This is a genomic window from Rhodococcus sp. ARC_M12 (assembly GCF_022810385.1).
In the GTDB taxonomy this organism is placed as follows: Bacteria; Actinomycetota; Actinomycetes; order Mycobacteriales; family Mycobacteriaceae; genus Rhodococcoides; species Rhodococcoides navarretei.
Map to the genome: position 1 here is coordinate 124,705 of NZ_JALGQI010000005.1, position 16,661 is coordinate 141,365.

Here is a 16,661-nt window from a genome sequence, read left to right on the forward strand (position 1 = left end):
CGATCAGTCGCTTTCAGCGACCCAGGAGCACCGAAGTGAACAACACGAGAATCGTCCGATCCGTCGTCTTCGTGACGATCGGTTATGCAATCGTGCTGGCGATCTGGATAGGTTGGCTGATGAAGCGAACTCCCCCCGGGACGCTTCCCTACCAGCTGGCGGCCCTGGTCGCCGGGTTCGGCGCAGCACTCGGACTGGCGATGATGATCGCCGGACGAGCCACGCGTGAGCAGAAGGAATTGATCGAACACGGCGTCGAGGGCTGGGCGACGGTGGATGCCATCCGCCGCATCGACGACGACACCGCCGAACTGGACCTCGAATTCACCGTGCCCGGGTCGGGCAGCTACTTCGGCAAGATCGTCTACGACATCCCGCAGTCGGACACCTCGCGATTCGAGCCGGGCACGGTCATCGCCGTCCGCGTCGACCCCGCCCATCGTGAGCGGGTGCTGCTGCTACCTCGAAGCCAAGGCCTCGACGAGTAACACCTGCGCCGCCACATAGGTCGACAGAACCACCGCCTCCGCAGCACAGCGCCGACGGTCCTCGGTCAGAAACAGTCGCCTGAACACGATCAGGGCGTCGGACACGGTGAACAGAACGCCGCCGATCACCAGCCTCCGATCACCGCCGCGCGAGACGGAACGTGCAGACAGCGTCGACGTGGTCGCGAGCACTGCACCGTATGCAGTCAGGGTCGACGCCACCGCGGGCTGACGCCCGGCCAGTAGCGTCGCCGCTGCAGCCCACCCGGCATACCGCGGAATCGCGTCGATCAGCGCCGGACGCGCACCCCGACGCACCAGCAGATACGTGTAGGTGCACTGCATCACCGCGAACGCACGGGCACCCCATTCCAGGGCGGAATCGTCGTCGGGGTCGATCAACAGAACATCGCCGACGGTGGCGGCCGCGAGACCGGCCAACAGCACCCGATCCCTGGCCGGATCGAGCCCGCAGGCCAGCGCAGGACCGATCAGAGGCTTGGCGATGCGCTGCAACGGCATCGAACCCGTCCACGCACCGACCGCCGTGACCCCGCCTGAAACCAGCGCGGCGACGCGAGCACGCCGCATCCGATCACTCTTCAACTCCGCCACCTCCACAACCCATCACGACGACCGTCACATGTGACGCTGACCCCTATCGCTTGATACTCGCAGGTCGCGTCGGCATCGTGGAACGGTCGGTCGGATCATTTCGAAGCAGTGGGGACCATCATGCGCCGCAAACTCACCGGGCAGTACCGTTCGGGACGCGCCGACCTCGCCGGCTACCCCAATCCCCTGCTCCGTGACTGCGATGTCCGCCAGGCGCGCATCAAGCACTGGGTCACCACACTGCTGATCGTCATGATTCCGGTGTCGCTGTGGATCGGGCTCGGTACCCACGCCGATCAGCAACAACGACTGGAGGATCAGCGCGGCTCGATCCACCAGGTCACAGCAACCACCACGGACGTTGCAGAAGTTGCACCGGTCTCGTCGACCGAGTTCGGCGCGTCCGGCGCTGCTGCGACCGCCGTCGACTCGCGGTGGGTCTACCGGGGCGTCGAACACACCGGACGCGTCAGCGTCGACACCGGTTCTCCGGTCGGAACCACCACCCCGATCTGGGTCGACGACAGTGGCGACCTGAGCGTGCGGCCGCTGACATCGTCCGATGTCGTCGCCGCATCCATCTTCGGTGCCGTCGGTAGCTGGGTGCTGATGGCGACCCTTCTCGTCGGAGCCTATCTGCTGATGCGTTTCCGCTACGACCTCAGGCGCGATGCCGAATGGGATCGTGACATCGCCGATCTCCTCCGCCAGCACTGACTGCTCCCCGTGCCACTCGTCGGGCTCACGCTCGCCGTTGCGATAGATAGTTAGTGTATGTAACAATAAATCGGTGAGCCACTCCGACGAAGACATCCGGGACCTCCTCTCGCAGCTGGTCACCAGTTCGTCGCGCTTCGTCCGATTGGCCGCCCGATTCGGCAGCGACGAATGGCCGCGAGCATGGATGCGAGCCCTGTCATTGCTCGAGGAGTATCAGCCGCTGCGCATCAGTACCTTCGCCGAGCTCGACCGATGCTCCCAACCATCGGCGACGGCGTTGCTCGCCAAGCTGAGCAACGCCGACCTCGTCACCAGACGATCCGACCCGGACGACTCACGCGCCGTGCTCGTCGAGATGACCGAGGCCGGCCATCGTTGGCTCGCCGACGGTCGACGCCACCTCGTCGACGGATTGGTCCCCTACCTGTCCGACCGCGACCCAGAACAGATCCAGAAACTGACCGACGGCTTGAGCGAGCTTCGCAGCATCCTCGAACCCGTCGATCACGGAATGAGAGGAACTCTTTCGTGACCGCCAACACCTCCTCCGACAGTCTCCTGAAGCAACCGCGCGCGGTGTGGGCTGTCGCGTTCGCCAGCGTCATCGCCTTCATGGGCATCGGCCTCGTGGACCCCATCCTCAAACCCATCGGCGAACAGTTGAATGCCTCGCCGTCTCAGGTGTCACTGCTGTTCACCAGCTACATGCTCGTCACCGGCGTCGCGATGCTGATCACCGGAGTGGTGTCCAGCCGCTTCGGCCCGAAGCGCACATTGCTGGTCGGCCTGGCGATCATCGTCGTCTTCGCAGCCCTGGCAGGCACATCCGGATCGGTCGGCGAGATCATCGGTTTCCGCGCAGGCTGGGGACTGGGCAATGCGCTGTTCATCGCCACGGCGCTCTCGACCATCGTCGGCGCGGCGTCCGGCGGCGTTGCACGCGCGATCATCCTCTACGAGGCCGCGCTGGGTATCGGTATCGCGACCGGTCCCCTCGTCGGCGGCGTCCTGGGCGGGTTCAGCTGGCGTGGACCGTTCTTCGGCGTCGCCGCTCTGATGGCCGTCGCGTTCATCCTGCTCGTCGTCATGCTCCCGGACACCCCCAAGCCCGCGCACACCACCTCGATCCTCGATCCGTTCCGAGCCCTTCGGCACCGCGGTCTGCTCACCGTCGGCATCACCGCGTTGCTCTACAACTACGGCTTCTTCACCTTGCTGGCGTATACGCCCTTCCCTCTGGACATGGGGACGTACTCGATCGGCTTCATCTTCTTCGGCTGGGGTCTGTGCCTGGCCGTGGCGTCGGTGTTCATCGCACCGAAGCTGCAGCGAGCCTTCGGGACGCTGAACATGATGATGCTCGCGCTACTCCTGTTCGCCGTCGACCTGGGGGTCATGGCGATGTTCACCGAGAACAAAGCCGTTCTGATCGTCGGAACCGTCGTGGCCGGGTTGTTCCTCGGCGTCAACAACACCCTGATCACCGAGACCGTCATGATCTCGGCACCGGTCGAGCGCTCGACGGCGTCGGCGGCCTACAGCTTCGTTCGTTTCACCGGCGGAGCCGCGGCTCCCTATCTGGCCGGCAAACTGGGCGAGTCGAACATGCACGTTCCGTTCTGGGTGGGTGCCGCCTGCACTGCCCTTGCCATCGTGGTACTTGCGACCGGCCGGAAGGTGCTCGCCCACGTCGATGACCACGAACCTGCACCTCACAGCATCGACGAGGCCCGTGCGGTGACGGTCGGCGACTGAATTCCGCTCATCAGAAAGGGTTTTCACGACGGCCGAGATGGGTGTATCTCGGCCGTCGACCCATGTCGACATCCCCTCCAGTCACATGCGTCTCATCAGTAACACTTTCATAACCAATTCTCAGGTAAAGCCTTCAGGGGTTCCCGAGACCGGCCGGTTGGTTTACGGTCCAGTTCATCACAGTTGTTCGTGTGACTCACCAACTACACCCGTTCCGCGTGGGAGGACGGGTGCGTGCAGCACGATGCTGCCACTGACCGAAGGGCCACAATCTCCATGTCGCAGAAGTCGATCGCCAGGTCCAAGAAGGCGCGCCTCGCCGCTGCCGGGGCCGCCATGGCACTGTCCCTCTCCATCGCCGCACCGGGAATTGCCAGTGCGCAGGAGCAGCCCAACACACCGGACAGCTCCGAAGAACAGCAGCAGCCGGCCACCGAGGGCGGTCCCGAATCCGGAGCTCCGACCGAAGAAGAGGGCTCAGGTGCCGAAGGATCCGGCACCGCCGAAGGTCAAGTCGACGCCTCCGTCGACGGGGAAATCGAAGCACCGGTCCCGTCGGTGACGCCGGAAGATGCCGCCGCAGCCGCCGCAGCTGCCGTACCGGCCCCCGAAGCCCCCTCGGCCGTTCGCCCCCTGCCTCAGATCGTTCCCGGGATCGTCATGAACGACGACGGCACCGCAACCGTCAGCCTCGACATCATCCCGCAGCTCTCCGACGCCGAGAAGAAGGCAATCGCCGACGCCGAAGCAGAAAGCAAGCTTGCCGCTGAAGCATCTGCCGCCGCTCAGGTACGCCTCGACACAGCCAAGGCCGCCGACACTGCCGCGAGTAGCGACGCCACCAAGGCCGAGGTTGCCGCCGCCGAAGCCGATGTCAAGGCAAAGGCTGCCGTCACGGCGGCTGCGACAGCCAAAGTTCAGAGCCAGGCTGCAAGCGCTGCGGTCACCGCAGCCAAGAACACCGCAGCCGAGCTGCAGACCGCGGCGGACGAAACCAAGGCCGCAGCCGATCAGGCGGCAGCCGATGCCGAGACAGCAGAAGAGCTGGCCGTCGAGCTCGAGGCCGCAGCCGTCTCGGGTGATCCCGAAGCTACTGCCGAAGCCGAGGCGGCCCGCGCGGACGCCGACGCGAAGGCCGAACTTGCCGCTACCGCCAGGGTCGAGGCCGACGCGTCGAACAAGGCCCTCGCGGATTCCGTTACCGCCGTTCAGGATTCGTTCAAGAACTTCAACCTCGCCAAGGTGACCGCTGCAGTTCGCGCTGCCGCTGCCACTGCCGCGAAGTCGCTGGCACTGAACGTCGAAGCACAGACTGCAGCCGCAGTAGCCGCAATGGCCGAGCAGAATGCCGTGAACCTCGAAGCCGCAGCCGAGGCTGCCGCAGGCGAGGAGACCGAATCCGAGAAGGCCGCAGCCGACGCCCGAACCGCAGCAGATGCGGCCAAGGCAGACGCCGACGCCAAGGCGGAAGCGGCAACCGCAGCCCAGGCTGCGCTCGACGCCGCGCCGTCGGACGCCGACATCGCAGACCTCGAGCAGGCCGCAGCCGACGCCGCACAGGCAGTCGTGGACGCCGACGCCGCAGTTCTGGCCGCCGATGCAGATCTGCAGGCCAAGACCGACGCCGTCACCGCGGCGAAGGAGAAGGCCACCGCCGCAGCAGCCGCAATGAAGAACGCTCAGGATGAAGCAACTGCTGCAAAGGCCACCGCCGACGAGAAGGCCAAGGCAGAGGCCGATCTGAAGGCCGAAGCAGCCGAACTGGCCGCGAGCGGACCGAAGTTCAGCTGGACCATCAACCTCGGTGGCACCGTGAAGGAAGACGTTCCCGTCACTCAGGTCGACGACACCACCGTCGTCGTCGACAAGACCGGCGTCTCCCTCGTCGGCGTCAAGAACGAGGACGGATCGTTCACCGTCGCGGATTACTTCACCACCGACGAGAACGGCGTCGTCACCGTTGCCGGCGAACTGCCGCCGGTCGATCTCGCTCTCGGCGATTCTTCCGACGAGGCGTCGGGCGGGTCGGACAGCTCGTCCAACACTCCGGTGATTCTCGCCGGAGTCGGCGTGGTCGTGGTCGCGGCAGCAGGCGGAGCGTTCTACCTGCGTCGTCGCAGCTCCACCGATGCCACCTCGTAACACCCGCTGGCTGTGGTCGGCGATCCTGACCTTCGTTCTCCTGGTATCAGGTTGCTCGAGTGACGAAGTCGGGGTCGCCGCACCAGATCGCTCGCCGGTGCAGTCACAGATCTCTGCGGCTGCGCCGGCGAGCGACGTCGCTCCCGCCCAGCCCGAGTACATCGAGCTCCGATCCTCGGACGGCACGACCTATCTGAGCAGCCCCATCCATCCCGACCCGCTCTACCGCGGCGGCGAGAGCGGCCAGGTACTGAACCCGGTGGACGAGCTACCGGCCTGGTGGGCCGAGAGCGGCATGCCGGGAACCTCCACCGAACAGACGGTCGTGGTTGCCGGACACAACTATTCGAAGCGGGACGCCCCGTTCAAGGCGTTGCGGGTAGTGGCGCAGGGCGACACCGTCGTGTTGCGAACACCGAGCGGCACCCTGGAGTACGCGGTCGAGTCGGTGGGTCCGCTACCGAAGGGATCGCTGTTGGCCGACAACGAACTACGACGTTCGGTGCCCGGGCGATTGATCCTGGCCAACTGTGACGTACAGGGCGGCGAACCCACCGACGACAATTTCGTGGTCGTCGCGCAGTTGGTCAGATGAATCGCACGGAAAACTGCAAAGTCTTGCATTCATGCGCATCATAACTACGATTGTGGGATGAACTCTTCGCGATCACTCCGCGTCGCCATCGTCGGTGCCGGACCGGCCGGCATCTATGCCGCCGATGCGCTCATGAAGTCCGACCACAATGTCAGCGGACCGGGCGTGAGCATCGACCTCTTCGAGCGGATGCCTGCCCCCTTCGGGCTCATTCGCTACGGCGTCGCCCCTGACCACCCGCGCATCAAGGGCATCATCACCGCGCTGCACAAGGTGCTCGACAAGCCGCAGGTGCGCCTGCTCGGCAACATCGACTACGGCAACGACATCACCCTCGACGACCTACGTCGCTTCTACGACGCCGTCATCTTCTCCACCGGCGCCAACGCCGACCGCGCCCTCAACATCCCCGGTATCGACCTCGACGGCAGCTACGGCGCCGCCGACTTCGTCTCCTGGTACGACGGACACCCCGACGTCCCCCGCACCTGGCCCCTCGACGCCGAAAAGGTCGCCGTCCTCGGCGTCGGAAACGTCGCCCTCGACGTCGCACGCGTCCTCGCCAAGACCGGCGACGAACTGCTCCCCACCGAAATCCCGGCCAACGTCTACGAAGGCCTCAAGGCCAACAAGGCCATCGAGGTGCACGTCTTCGGCCGCCGCGGACCCGCCCAGGCCAAGTTCACCCCGCTCGAGCTGCGCGAGCTCGACCATTCGCCCAACATCGAGGTCATCGTCGCCCCCGAGGACATCGACTACGACGAAGGCTCCGAGCAGGCCCGCCGCAGCTCCAAGCAGATCGACATGGTCGCCAACACCCTGCAGGACTGGGCCATCCGCGACGTCGGCAACCGCCCGCACAAGCTGTTCCTGCACTTCTTCGAGTCGCCCCACGAGGTCCTGGGCGCGGACGGCAAGGTCGTCGGCCTGCGCACCGAACGCACCGAGCTCGACGGCACCGGCAACGTCAAGGGCACCGGCAAGTACAACGACTGGGACGTCCAAGCCGTCTACCGCGCAGTCGGCTACCTCAGCCAGAACATCAGCCAGCTCCCCTTCGACGAGCAAGCCGGCACCATCCCCAACGAAGCCGGACGCGTCGTCGGCACTGCCGATAGTCATTCCGCAGGCTCCACTCCAGACCCGACCTCCACCACATTCATTCCGGGCACGTACGTCACCGGCTGGATCAAGCGCGGACCCGTCGGCCTCATCGGCCACACCAAAGGCGACGCGAACGAGACCGTCGCGAACCTGCTCGAGGATGCGCCGAGCTTCGCCGGTGCGGCCGAGCCGGATCTGGACGCGGTCACCTCGTTCCTCGAAGGCAAGCAGGTCCCCTTCACCACCTGGGACGGCTGGTACCGCCTCGACGCCCACGAACGCTCACTCGGCGAGGAACAAGGCCGCGAACGCGTCAAGGTCGTCGAACGCGAAGACATGGTCCAAGCATCGAAACTCTGAGGGATTCCTCATCGGGTGCGCCGTCGGCGGCACCTTCCACAACCGCTCGGATAGACACGAAAAGGACACCGCATGACCCGCAGCACCGACATCACGACCGTGGTCGACGATCGGGCATTCCTCGAGTGCCCCCGATGGCACGACGGGCGCATCTGGGTATCGGATCTCTATGCACACGAGGTTCTTTCGATCGGCGACGACGGGGATATTCGCGTCGAGGCAACCGTGGCCGGCCGGCCGTCGGGGCTGGGCTGGTTGCCGGACGGTCGCCTTCTGATCGTGTCGATGACCGACGGCCTCGTCCTGCGCCGCGAACTCGACGGCTCCATCGTCACCCACGCGGACGTGTCGGCGCTCGCGACGGGCAAGCTCAACGACATGGTCGTCGACGATCGCGGCCATGCGTACATCAGCACGTTCGGGTTCGAATTCCGCAGTCGCTCCTACGTCGAATCGGCTGTGCTGATCCACGTTTCACCCAGCGGCGACGCCGATGTAGCAGCGGGAGATCTACTGTTTCCCAACGGTTCCGTGGTGACGAAGGATCGCACGTTGGTGGTCGCCGAATCCATGGGCAACCGCATGACAGCATTCGACATCGCAGACGACGGATCGTTGAGCAACCGCCGAACGTGGGCAGCATTCGGACCCGAGGTGCCGCGGACCTCCGTCAAGGACGCAATGAGCGCGGCCCAGGTGGCACCCGACGGCATCGGACTGGATTCCGAAGGAGCGATCTGGGTGGCCGACGCACTCCACCAGAAACTGATCCGCGTCGTCGAAGGCGGCGAGATCGTCGACGAAAAGGTCTTTCCCACCGGCGTATTCGCCTGCATGCTCGGAGGCCGGGACGGCCGGACACTCTTTGCGTGCGCTGCCCCGTCGTCCTCGGAGCGTGAACGGGAGAACACCCGGGATGCAAGCCTGCTGTCGGTACGTGTCGACGTACCCGCCTGATCGCCTCGAATGACGAAGGGCCCCTCGAGAGAGGGGCCCTTCGTCATTGCAGTAGCTAGTCGGCGAACTGAATCAGCTTGGTCTCGAGGAAGGAACTCAATCCCTCGACGTTGCCCTCGCGACCGAGTCCGGACTGCTTGTAGCCGCCGAACGGCTGCGTGACGCACATGTCCCAGCTGTTCACCGAGATCTGGCCGGTGCGGATCCGTCGGGCCATGCTCTCGGCCAACGCCGCATCCTCCGCGTAGACGGCACCCGAGAGTCCGTAGTCGGAATCGTTGGCGATCGCGACGGCTTCATCGGTGGAGTCGAACGGAATGACAACGACGACGGGGCCGAAGATCTCTTCCTGGGCGATGCGCATGTCGTTGGTGACGTCGGCGAACAACGTCGGCTCGACGTACCAGCCCTTGTCGATACCGGCGGGGCGGCCGCCACCGGTGACCAGACGTGCCCCCTCCGCCTTTCCGACCTCGATGTAGTCGAGTACGCGGGTGCGCTGACGCTCAGCGGCCAGTGGCCCGATGACCGTCCCCTCTTCGCGGGGATCACCGACGGGGACCGACTCGAAGATCGCCTTGATGGTCTCGACGATCTCGTCCTGGCGGTGACGCGGTACGACGATGCGCGTGATGGCCGCACACACCTGCCCGCTGTGTCCGATACCGGCGAACGCGAGAGCCGGGAAAACCTTGTCGAGGGCGATGTCGTCGGCGATGATTCCTGCCGATTTGCCTCCGAGTTCGAGAGTGACACGGGCAATACGCTCGCCGCAGATACTCATGATCTTCCGGCCGGCGATGGTCGAACCCGTGAACGAAATCTTGTCGACGTCCTTGTGCCGCACCAGATGTTCACCGGTCTCACGTCCACCGGGCAGCAGGCTGATGACACCTTCGGGCAACCCCGCGGCCTCGAGGGCTTCGGCGAGAATCATCGTGCTGACGGGGCCTTCGGGCGCAGGCTTGAGAACGACGGTGCATCCCGCAGCAAGCGCCGGGGCAATCTTGAGCGACGCGGTGGCGACAGGGCCATTCCACGGAATGATTGTCGCGACAACCCCGATGGGCTCACGGACGAGCGTGCCGTGACCCTCGGCCCAGGTGCGCTCCTCCTCGAACTCGAAGCGCTCGTGCAAAGTCGACGCGTCACCCCACATCTTCAGAGCGTTGTTGTGAAACGCCACGCTTGCGCCTGCGGGAGCACCGATCTCAGCAGTAAAGGCCTCGGTCATCGCGTCGAAACGCTTCTCCACCTCTTCCTGAATACGGATCAGGTAGGGCGCACGCTCGGCGGCAGTCATGCGGGGCCAAGGACCCTCGTCGAACGCTTTACGTGCAGCGGCAACCGCTTTGTCGATGTCGGCGGGTTCCGCGTGCGGAACGGTCGCGAGAAGCTCCTCGGTGATCGGCGAGACCACCTCGATCACCTTGTCGGAGGACGGCTCGACCCACTTACCCCCGATGAACAACTTGTCGTAGCTCTTCAGTGTCGTTGCGGTGGGAACTGTAGCGGTCATCTTGTGCGTCTCCTCTATTGGGTGAGCGGTTGAGTAATATCCTGCAGGGCAACGAGATCCGGGCGGATACCGCCGGCGATGGCGGCCCGCGCCCCGATCATCAGCTTCGGGGTGTCGATGCTCAAATGAGCTGTCAGAAGCCCTGTTACATCGAGCCAGGCGACAGCCCACTTGCCGTCGTCGCCATTCCTGATCACGGGATGATCCTCTGCACCGTGGTGGCCGACGTACTGAAGCTTGCGCCCGAATTGATCGCTCCAGAAATATGGCACCGGATCGTGAGCTACGGGTGCGTCTCCCACCAACGTACGCGCGATGGCGTCGGGCCCCGTTCTGGCATCGTCCCAATGTTCCACCAGCAGCGCATCATTGGCACGGGGTGACCATCGAACAGCGACGTCGCCGACAGCGAACACGTGCGGGTCGGACGTACGTAGGTGCTCGTCGACGACCACACCGCGGTCGATCTTCAGCCCCGAACCTTCGAGCCAGGCAGTGTCCGGTTCGACGCCGATGCCTGCGACGACAACGTCGGCATCGATGTTTTCACCTGAGCTCAATTCGACCCCGGTGTCGGTGACCTTCTTCACCCCGACGCCGAGACGCAGGTCTACCCCCGACCACCAGTCGACAAATCGCCCACCGATGTCCTGGCCCAAGGCACCGGCCAGCGGTGCCGGTCCGAATTCCACGCACGTCACGTGTGCACCTGCCGCGAGAGCGGCCGTCGCGACCTCGGCCCCGATCCAACTCGCTCCGACGAGAACCACCTTCGCACCGGGTACGAGCTTGTCGCGCAACGCACGGGAGTCGTCGACGGTCCGCACGGCGAGCTGCCGCGTCGAGCCCGGAAGCAGGATCGGTGCTGCACCGGTTGCGATGACGAGGAAGTCGTAGTCGACCGACCCGTCCGCTGTGTGGATCTGTTTCGCTTCGGTATCGAGCCCCGTTGCGGGAGTGGATGTTCGGACGTCGACCTTCAGGGCGTCGTAGTCGGTACGAAACTGGGTGTCGAGCTCACCCTTCAATGCCGCTTTGGTGAGCGGGGGTCGGTCGTAGGGAAGGTGCGCTTCGGCCGCGAGAAGAACGATCTCTCCGTCGAACCCGTGTGTTCGCAACGTTTCGCAGGTACGCGCACCGGCGAGCCCTCCCCCGACGACAACTACTTTCTTCATCAGTACATCGGGGCTGCGGGCGCGGTGGACGCGGCGACGGCTTCACCGTCGGCGAGGATTTTCTTGCCCGGGGTGAAATGAGCGGGAATCCTCTGCCAGCCCATATTGGTCCCCTGGTGCGGGTAACGCTCGAGCTTGTCTCGCTCGATCGTGTAATCGGGCATACGCTCGAGAATCTGCGAGAGCAGCGATTTCGCCATGAGCCGGCCGAGGTGGGATCCGGAGCATCGATGCACGCCGATGCCGAATGCGGTGTGGCGGTTGGGCCATCGATCGATATCGATGTCATCGGGATTCTCGAACAACGCTTCGTCCCGGTTCGCCGACGCCCAGGAGAGCAGTACCCGGTCGCCCTTCTTCATCGGGCAACCCTTGAATTCCACGTCCTCGGTGACGGTTCGAGCGAGCGCCTGGGTAGGCGAGAAGTAGCGCAGGAATTCCTCTACCGCGTGGTCCATGAGCGACGGATCGTCGATGAGCCGCTGGCGAACGTCGGTGTGATCGGCCAACCACACGAGGGTCTGACTGACGAGCGACGCGGTGGTGCCGGTTCCGCCGGCGACAAGGAGCTCGACCATCGCGAACACCTCGAAATCGTCGAGCACCCGTCCGTCGACTTCCTGCTGTACGAGGTAGCTGATGACGTCATCGGTGGGATTTTCTCGGCGATCGGCGATGACGGCACGCATCTTCTCCGACAGGTACGGAAAGTCGACCTTCATCGCATGCTCGTAGTGCTCACTGCCGGGGACCCCGGCGAGAGCCTCGTGGTGCGCGGAGGCGTACGTCTTCCAGTCCTCGATTCCGAGCCCGAGCCAGTCGACGGTGACGATGGCGGGCACACCGATGACCGACGTGAAATCGCACTCGCCCTCTTCGATCACACTGTCGATGAACGCCGTCGTGTGATGCTCGACGAGATCCTTCATCTTCTCCACAGCGGCCGGAGAGGTGATGGGGTTGACGATCTTGCGGTACTTGCGAAACTCCGGCGGATCGAGCTCGATCGGAATGTGAAAGTGCATCGGGGTCTTGGGGATGACTACCGACAATCCCTCGCCGCCGTATTCGTTTCGCGCCGAGGAGAAGGTGTCGTCGTCGCGGGAGGCATCGAACACGGCATCGTAGTCGGAGAGCACCCAGTATCCGCCGTGCGCTTCCGACCAGCCGCGCTTCTCGGCGTTCCGGAGCGTCCGATAGGAGCCGACGGGGTCCGCGGAGTGTTCCTGCGAGTTGTGGTCGAAGTGGATGACCGGGCAACGGCCGCTTTCCGTCATGTCTTTCAGTCCTCCTACAGGCGAAATCTGGCGTGACCATTTCGAGAGATGTGCTGATAATGGTTATACTAGATTCAACTGTTGTCAACATCACAACAGTGGCAGCATAGGTACGTGGTCACCGAGGTGGCCAGAACCGAGCAGAGCCTCGAACAGTTTTCGAAGGAGGAATCGTGAACGTATCGGTCGACGCGAACCAGTGCCAGGGCCATGGACTGTGCCAGATGACATCGCCCCAGGTCTTCGCCTTGCGCGATGAGGACGGGCACGCATATGTGCTGCCCGGGGGACAAGAGCCGAACCATCTCGGAGAGGCCAGGGCGGGCGCGGACAGCTGCCCGGAGCGCGCGATTTCGGTCGACTAGCGCGGCTACGCCGCTCGTGAGTGGAAGTGCGCAGCAGGGGTCGCACTTCCATTCACGTGAGCGCAGTGCCTACAGCGCCCTGTCCCACTGAATGACCGAGCTCATGACGCCCGGGAACTTTCGCTCCGCGTATCGCACGTATTCGTTGATGTGCTGCGCCATCCGCTCCTGCGAGAGGTCAGGATCGCGTACCAGGAGAGAGTCGTAGATCGATTGATGAGCGGTCAGGATCGCAGCACGGCGCGGTGCGGGATAGTCGATGCCGATGATGGTGCCGTCCATGATGCCCAGCAGCGAGTCGACCAAGTATCCGAACAGTGGATTGCCCGAAGACCAGGCGATGATGTCATGGAACTGCTTGTTCGCTTCGAGGAAGATGTACTGGTCGTCCAGCGAATTACGCATCGTCTCGATGGTGCCGTTCAGTTCGACGAGAGATTCGTCGGAGATGCGCTCGGCAGCAAGCCTACTGATCATCGGCTCCATCGCGACGCGAGCCTCGGCGATCGCTTTGAACGGAGCGTTCTTGAGCTGCATCAGGAGAATGACCGTGCTCGCCAGATGCTGGGCATCGGGATCGAGCAGGACCGGGCCCCCCTTGGGGCCGGGCTTGAGCGCGATGACGCCCTGAAATTCGAGAAGCCGAAGCGCTTCGCGGAGCGTGCCGCGGCCGATCTGATACTTCTCCAGCATTGCCTTCTCCGGCGGAAGAAGGTTGCCTACGGTGAGGCCTTGCCTCAAAGTGTCGCGAATGATCTGTTGCGCGATCACCATTGCCGCTTTGGGAGCGCGATTGGTCACGGTCATCAGATGAGTCCTCCCAGCTGCACGCGGATCGAAGAACGTGATCCACCACTACCTCGAAGATCGAGGCGGTTGATTATAACAATGGCCCTGAGCTGCACGTGGCCTCGAAACTGATATTCCCACTCCGTAATTTTCGACCCCCGACGCCGAACGAACAGGAAACCAATGCCCGACGTAATCATCGAAAGTACACCGGCGACCCTGTGGATCAGACTGAACAGGCCGGAACGACGCAATGCCTTCGACCCGGAGATGTCAGCCGAAATAGCCGACGCTCTCGATGACGCCTCGGGGCATCGCTCGGTCGTCATCACCGGTTCGGGCGGCAGTTTCTGCGCCGGCGGATCGCTGGCCAAACTCAGCGAGCCCTCCCCCAGGGAGATGCGTCGGCTCTACCGCGGTTCGCTGCGCCTCTTCGACTCCATCCGCAATTGCCCCCGTCCCGTCATCGCTGCCGTCAACGGGGCTGCGGCGGGTGGCGGAAACGAGCTGATCGTGGCCTGCGATCTTGCGGTCGCAGCGCGGTCCGCAACGTTCGGTCAGACGGGCCCCCGGGTCGGCAGCGCACCGGTCACCGGGGCCACCAACGTGATGGGCGTTCAGATCGGGGAAAAGCGGGCCAAGGAGATGGCGATGCTGTGCCGTCGATACTCTGCCCAGCAGGCGCTGGACCTCGGCCTGATCAACGAGGTAGTCGACGACGACAAACTCGAGGAGACGGTGCAGTCGTGGTGCGACGAGATCTCCGCACTGAGCCCTCGCTACCTCGAGATCACCAAGACGAGCTCCAACCTGTGGTGGAACGCCGCTCGCGATTCGTTCTCCTCTGGACTCGGCATGTTGAACCAAGCAGTCGGCAGCCCGGACATGATCGAGGGTGCGACGGCCTTCCTCGAGAAGAGAAAGGCCGTCTTCCCCGATCCGCAGTGATCTACTTCTCCGACAACAGAACTTCTTCGGTTCCGTTCCACTGCACGAGAGCACCACTGACGCGCATATCGTTGCCGTCGAAGGTGATCTCTCCTTCGGCACCGGTGAAGCCCTCTGCCACCAGCTGTTGCAGTCCGTTCTGAATGTCCTCGCGAGATGCCCCACCCGACTTGTCGATGGCACGGGCGATCATCCACGCGGCGTCGTATCCTTCTGCCGCGTAGTTGTTCGGATTCTCGCCGTCGTACTTCGCCCGGTAGGCCTCGACGAAGTCCTGCGTCGCGGGATTCGTTCCGTGGTAGGTGAAATCGGTAGGCCAGGTCATACCTGCGCCGGCCTGACCTACAGGAGTCAAATTGCCGGCGCCCGAACCGGTGTGCGTGATCAGGGTGCCGTCGAAACCAGCTTGCCGAACCTGCCCGACGGCAGTTGCATTCTGGGCACCGGCCAGCATGATCGCGATCCCGTCGGGGTTGGACGCGAGAATCTTCGCGATCGGTGCAGTGAAGTCCTGCGTGGTGTTCTGTACCCCGGACGTCGCAGTTACCTCGAATCCGAATTCCTCGGCCATCCCCGGGATGATGTCTTCGGAGAGCTCGGTCAGAGTCGGATTGGCGCTGTTGAACAGAATTCCGAGCGTCTTCGCGCCCTGACTTTCGAGGTACTCACCCGCCTGGTCGTAATAGGTCGCCATGGGAGCCGTTGCGCGATAGGTATGGTCACCGACGAGGACGCCCTCGCTACCGGACTGAGTGAAGACGATGGGAATTCCGGCAGCCTGCGCGAGCGGTGCCACGGCAATGGATTGGGCACTGGTGACCGTGCCGAGAATTGCGGCGACCTGCGGGCTGACGGTCGCTTCGGTGACCTGACTGGCAGCAGTCTGCGCTTCGCCCGCAGCATCGCGGCTCTCGAGCAGAATCGTCGAATCACCAAGGTACTGTTGATCATTGATCTCTGCGATAGCCAACTCGATACCTTTGAGCTGATTCGTTCCAGCGAAGGACAGAGGACCGGTCTTGTCGGTGACGGAGAAAAGCGTGATCTCCGACGGCATCTCGCCCGATGCCGTTTCTCCCACTCCCCCGCTGCTGCACCCCGCGACGGTCAACACCAGAGCGACAATCCCCACCGGGCCGCGTAACGATCTCATCCGAAACCTCATTTACTCATAATCATGCGCATAGACTGGACATCACCATGATGCGGGTTCGGACCGCTCATGTCCTGACCACCGTGAAATCACAGGGAGGCAACGTAATTGAATGACATCGACCTTGCCGCGCGCCTCGACCGAATCGAATCCCGCGCTGCCATTCAAGAACTCCCGATCGTCTACTGCCTCGTCATGGACGAACGAAACGTCGACGGAATCCGGGCGATCTTCTCCGATACGGCCTCGATGCGTTCGATAGATGGGGTGTTCACCGCGTCCGGGCTCGACGAGATCGTCACAGCCTTCGAGGGACGGTTCGACGCCCTGGGCCCGACGAACCATGTCACCCACGGCCACATCGTCCGCTTCGACGACGATGATCCCGATCTCGCGTACGGATCCGTCGAGTCACACGCCGAACTGGTCCGGAACTCGGTACCGATGGTTGCCGCGCTGCGCTACCGCGATACCTACCGCCGGTACCACGGCATCTGGAAGTTCGAGGACCGCCTCATGTCGTACATGTATTACTTGCCGGTAGCCGAGTACGAATCCGGACTCGGTGATCCGAAGAGTATGCGCGCGTACGGAGATCACCGACCGGCAGACTGGCCCGACGCCCTGCACGACGGCGACGGCAGTTGGTTGGACCGCTATCTTCCCGTGTCGACGCCCGGCAGGGCGCCCTAGCCGGCG

Annotated in this window: 17 protein-coding genes; 11 read left to right on the forward strand and 6 right to left on the reverse strand. The window is 63.8% G+C overall.

The window, feature by feature from the left end; translation table 11 throughout:
• Positions 1–35: 35 nt before the first annotated feature.
• Positions 36–488: a hypothetical protein gene (locus tag MTX35_RS08575; protein WP_243594559.1), complete on the forward strand. Its 453-nt coding sequence runs from the start codon at positions 36–38 to the stop codon at positions 486–488.
• Here the strand turns inward: MTX35_RS08575 and MTX35_RS08580 are convergent.
• Entirely contained in the window at positions 459–1,079 is a 621-nt protein-coding gene (locus tag MTX35_RS08580; RefSeq protein WP_243594560.1) for a lysoplasmalogenase family protein, read from the reverse strand. The genes MTX35_RS08575 and MTX35_RS08580 overlap by 30 nt on opposite strands.
• A gap of 144 nt (positions 1,080–1,223) precedes the next feature.
• Here MTX35_RS08580 and MTX35_RS08585 point away from each other — a divergent pair, with 144 nt between their 5' ends.
• From MTX35_RS08585 to MTX35_RS08615, 7 genes are all read left to right on the forward strand, one after another.
• Positions 1,224–1,820 (forward strand): hypothetical protein, encoded by a 597-nt coding sequence (locus MTX35_RS08585; RefSeq protein WP_243594561.1) that lies wholly within the window; start codon positions 1,224–1,226, stop codon positions 1,818–1,820.
• A gap of 73 nt (positions 1,821–1,893) precedes the next feature.
• Entirely contained in the window at positions 1,894–2,355 is a 462-nt protein-coding gene (locus MTX35_RS08590; protein ID WP_243594562.1) for a MarR family transcriptional regulator, read from the forward strand.
• Positions 2,352–3,578 carry an MFS transporter gene (locus MTX35_RS08595; protein ID WP_243594563.1) on the forward strand — a complete coding sequence of 409 codons (1,227 nt, stop codon included), beginning with the start codon at positions 2,352–2,354 and terminating at the stop codon, positions 3,576–3,578. The genes MTX35_RS08590 and MTX35_RS08595 overlap by 4 nt, the downstream gene beginning before the upstream one ends.
• 276 nt (positions 3,579–3,854) lie before the next feature.
• Positions 3,855–5,720, forward strand: a complete 1,866-nt coding sequence (locus tag MTX35_RS08600) for a hypothetical protein (protein ID WP_243594564.1) — start codon at positions 3,855–3,857, stop codon at positions 5,718–5,720.
• Positions 5,721–5,817: 97 nt separating this feature from the next.
• Positions 5,818–6,315, forward strand: coding sequence for a class F sortase (locus MTX35_RS08605; protein WP_243594565.1), 498 nt, complete (start codon positions 5,818–5,820; stop codon positions 6,313–6,315).
• A gap of 57 nt (positions 6,316–6,372) precedes the next feature.
• On the forward strand, positions 6,373–7,779 hold the full coding sequence (locus tag MTX35_RS08610) for an FAD-dependent oxidoreductase (protein ID WP_243594566.1): 1,407 nt from the start codon (positions 6,373–6,375) through the stop codon (positions 7,777–7,779).
• Between the two features lie 72 nt (positions 7,780–7,851).
• Entirely contained in the window at positions 7,852–8,736 is an 885-nt protein-coding gene (locus MTX35_RS08615; RefSeq protein WP_243594567.1) for an SMP-30/gluconolactonase/LRE family protein, read from the forward strand.
• A 55-nt stretch (positions 8,737–8,791) separates the two neighbouring features.
• On the opposite strand, the gene MTX35_RS08620 is transcribed toward MTX35_RS08615, so the two are convergent.
• From MTX35_RS08620 to MTX35_RS08630, 3 genes are read right to left on the reverse strand one after another with little or no spacing between them, the layout of a single operon-like run.
• Positions 8,792–10,255, reverse strand: a complete 1,464-nt coding sequence (locus tag MTX35_RS08620) for an aldehyde dehydrogenase (protein WP_243594568.1) — start codon at positions 10,253–10,255, stop codon at positions 8,792–8,794.
• A gap of 14 nt (positions 10,256–10,269) precedes the next feature.
• Positions 10,270–11,430: an NAD(P)/FAD-dependent oxidoreductase gene (locus MTX35_RS08625; protein WP_243594569.1), complete on the reverse strand. Its 1,161-nt coding sequence runs from the start codon at positions 11,428–11,430 to the stop codon at positions 10,270–10,272.
• On the reverse strand, positions 11,430–12,707 hold the full coding sequence (locus tag MTX35_RS08630; RefSeq protein ID WP_243594570.1) for a cytochrome P450: 1,278 nt from the start codon (positions 12,705–12,707) through the stop codon (positions 11,430–11,432). The genes MTX35_RS08625 and MTX35_RS08630 overlap by 1 nt, the downstream gene beginning before the upstream one ends.
• A 173-nt stretch (positions 12,708–12,880) precedes the next feature.
• On the opposite strand from MTX35_RS08630, the gene MTX35_RS08635 reads away from it, so the two are divergent.
• Positions 12,881–13,072, forward strand: a complete 192-nt coding sequence (locus MTX35_RS08635; protein ID WP_243594571.1) for a ferredoxin — start codon at positions 12,881–12,883, stop codon at positions 13,070–13,072.
• Between the two features lie 69 nt (positions 13,073–13,141).
• Here MTX35_RS08635 and MTX35_RS08640 read toward each other — a convergent pair whose 3' ends face one another.
• A complete protein-coding gene (locus MTX35_RS08640; RefSeq protein WP_243594572.1) occupies positions 13,142–13,879 on the reverse strand; it encodes a FadR/GntR family transcriptional regulator in 738 nt (245 codons plus the stop codon).
• Positions 13,880–14,044: 165 nt separating this feature from the next.
• Here MTX35_RS08640 and MTX35_RS08645 point away from each other — a divergent pair, with 165 nt between their 5' ends.
• Positions 14,045–14,809, forward strand: coding sequence for an enoyl-CoA hydratase/isomerase family protein (locus MTX35_RS08645; protein WP_243594573.1), 765 nt, complete (start codon positions 14,045–14,047; stop codon positions 14,807–14,809).
• A gap of 1 nt (position 14,810) precedes the next feature.
• On the opposite strand, the gene MTX35_RS08650 is transcribed toward MTX35_RS08645, so the two are convergent.
• Positions 14,811–15,962: an ABC transporter substrate-binding protein gene (locus tag MTX35_RS08650; protein WP_243594574.1), complete on the reverse strand. Its 1,152-nt coding sequence runs from the start codon at positions 15,960–15,962 to the stop codon at positions 14,811–14,813.
• Between the two features lie 108 nt (positions 15,963–16,070).
• On the opposite strand from MTX35_RS08650, the gene MTX35_RS08655 reads away from it, so the two are divergent.
• Positions 16,071–16,655: a nuclear transport factor 2 family protein gene (locus tag MTX35_RS08655; protein WP_243594575.1), complete on the forward strand. Its 585-nt coding sequence runs from the start codon at positions 16,071–16,073 to the stop codon at positions 16,653–16,655.
• The last annotated feature ends 6 nt before the right edge of the window (positions 16,656–16,661 follow it).

Bases quoted from the DNA above. Each gene is read 5' to 3' on its own strand.
- MTX35_RS08580 (WP_243594560.1), bottom strand. From the start codon at position 1,079: ATGCGGCGTGCTCGCGTCGCCGCGCTGGTTTCAGGCGGGGTCACGGCG.
- MTX35_RS08610 (WP_243594566.1), top strand. From the start codon at position 6,373: ATGAACTCTTCGCGATCACTCCGCGTCGCCATCGTCGGTGCCGGACCG.
- MTX35_RS08625 (WP_243594569.1), bottom strand. From the start codon at position 11,430: ATGAAGAAAGTAGTTGTCGTCGGGGGAGGGCTCGCCGGTGCGCGTACC.
- MTX35_RS08640 (WP_243594572.1), bottom strand. From the start codon at position 13,879: ATGACCGTGACCAATCGCGCTCCCAAAGCGGCAATGGTGATCGCGCAA.
- MTX35_RS08620 (WP_243594568.1), bottom strand. From the start codon at position 10,255: ATGACCGCTACAGTTCCCACCGCAACGACACTGAAGAGCTACGACAAG.
- MTX35_RS08615 (WP_243594567.1), top strand. From the start codon at position 7,852: ATGACCCGCAGCACCGACATCACGACCGTGGTCGACGATCGGGCATTC.
- MTX35_RS08645 (WP_243594573.1), top strand. From the start codon at position 14,045: ATGCCCGACGTAATCATCGAAAGTACACCGGCGACCCTGTGGATCAGA.
- MTX35_RS08630 (WP_243594570.1), bottom strand. From the start codon at position 12,707: ATGACGGAAAGCGGCCGTTGCCCGGTCATCCACTTCGACCACAACTCG.
- MTX35_RS08650 (WP_243594574.1), bottom strand. From the start codon at position 15,962: ATGAGATCGTTACGCGGCCCGGTGGGGATTGTCGCTCTGGTGTTGACC.
- MTX35_RS08600 (WP_243594564.1), top strand. From the start codon at position 3,855: ATGTCGCAGAAGTCGATCGCCAGGTCCAAGAAGGCGCGCCTCGCCGCT.
- MTX35_RS08585 (WP_243594561.1), top strand. From the start codon at position 1,224: ATGCGCCGCAAACTCACCGGGCAGTACCGTTCGGGACGCGCCGACCTC.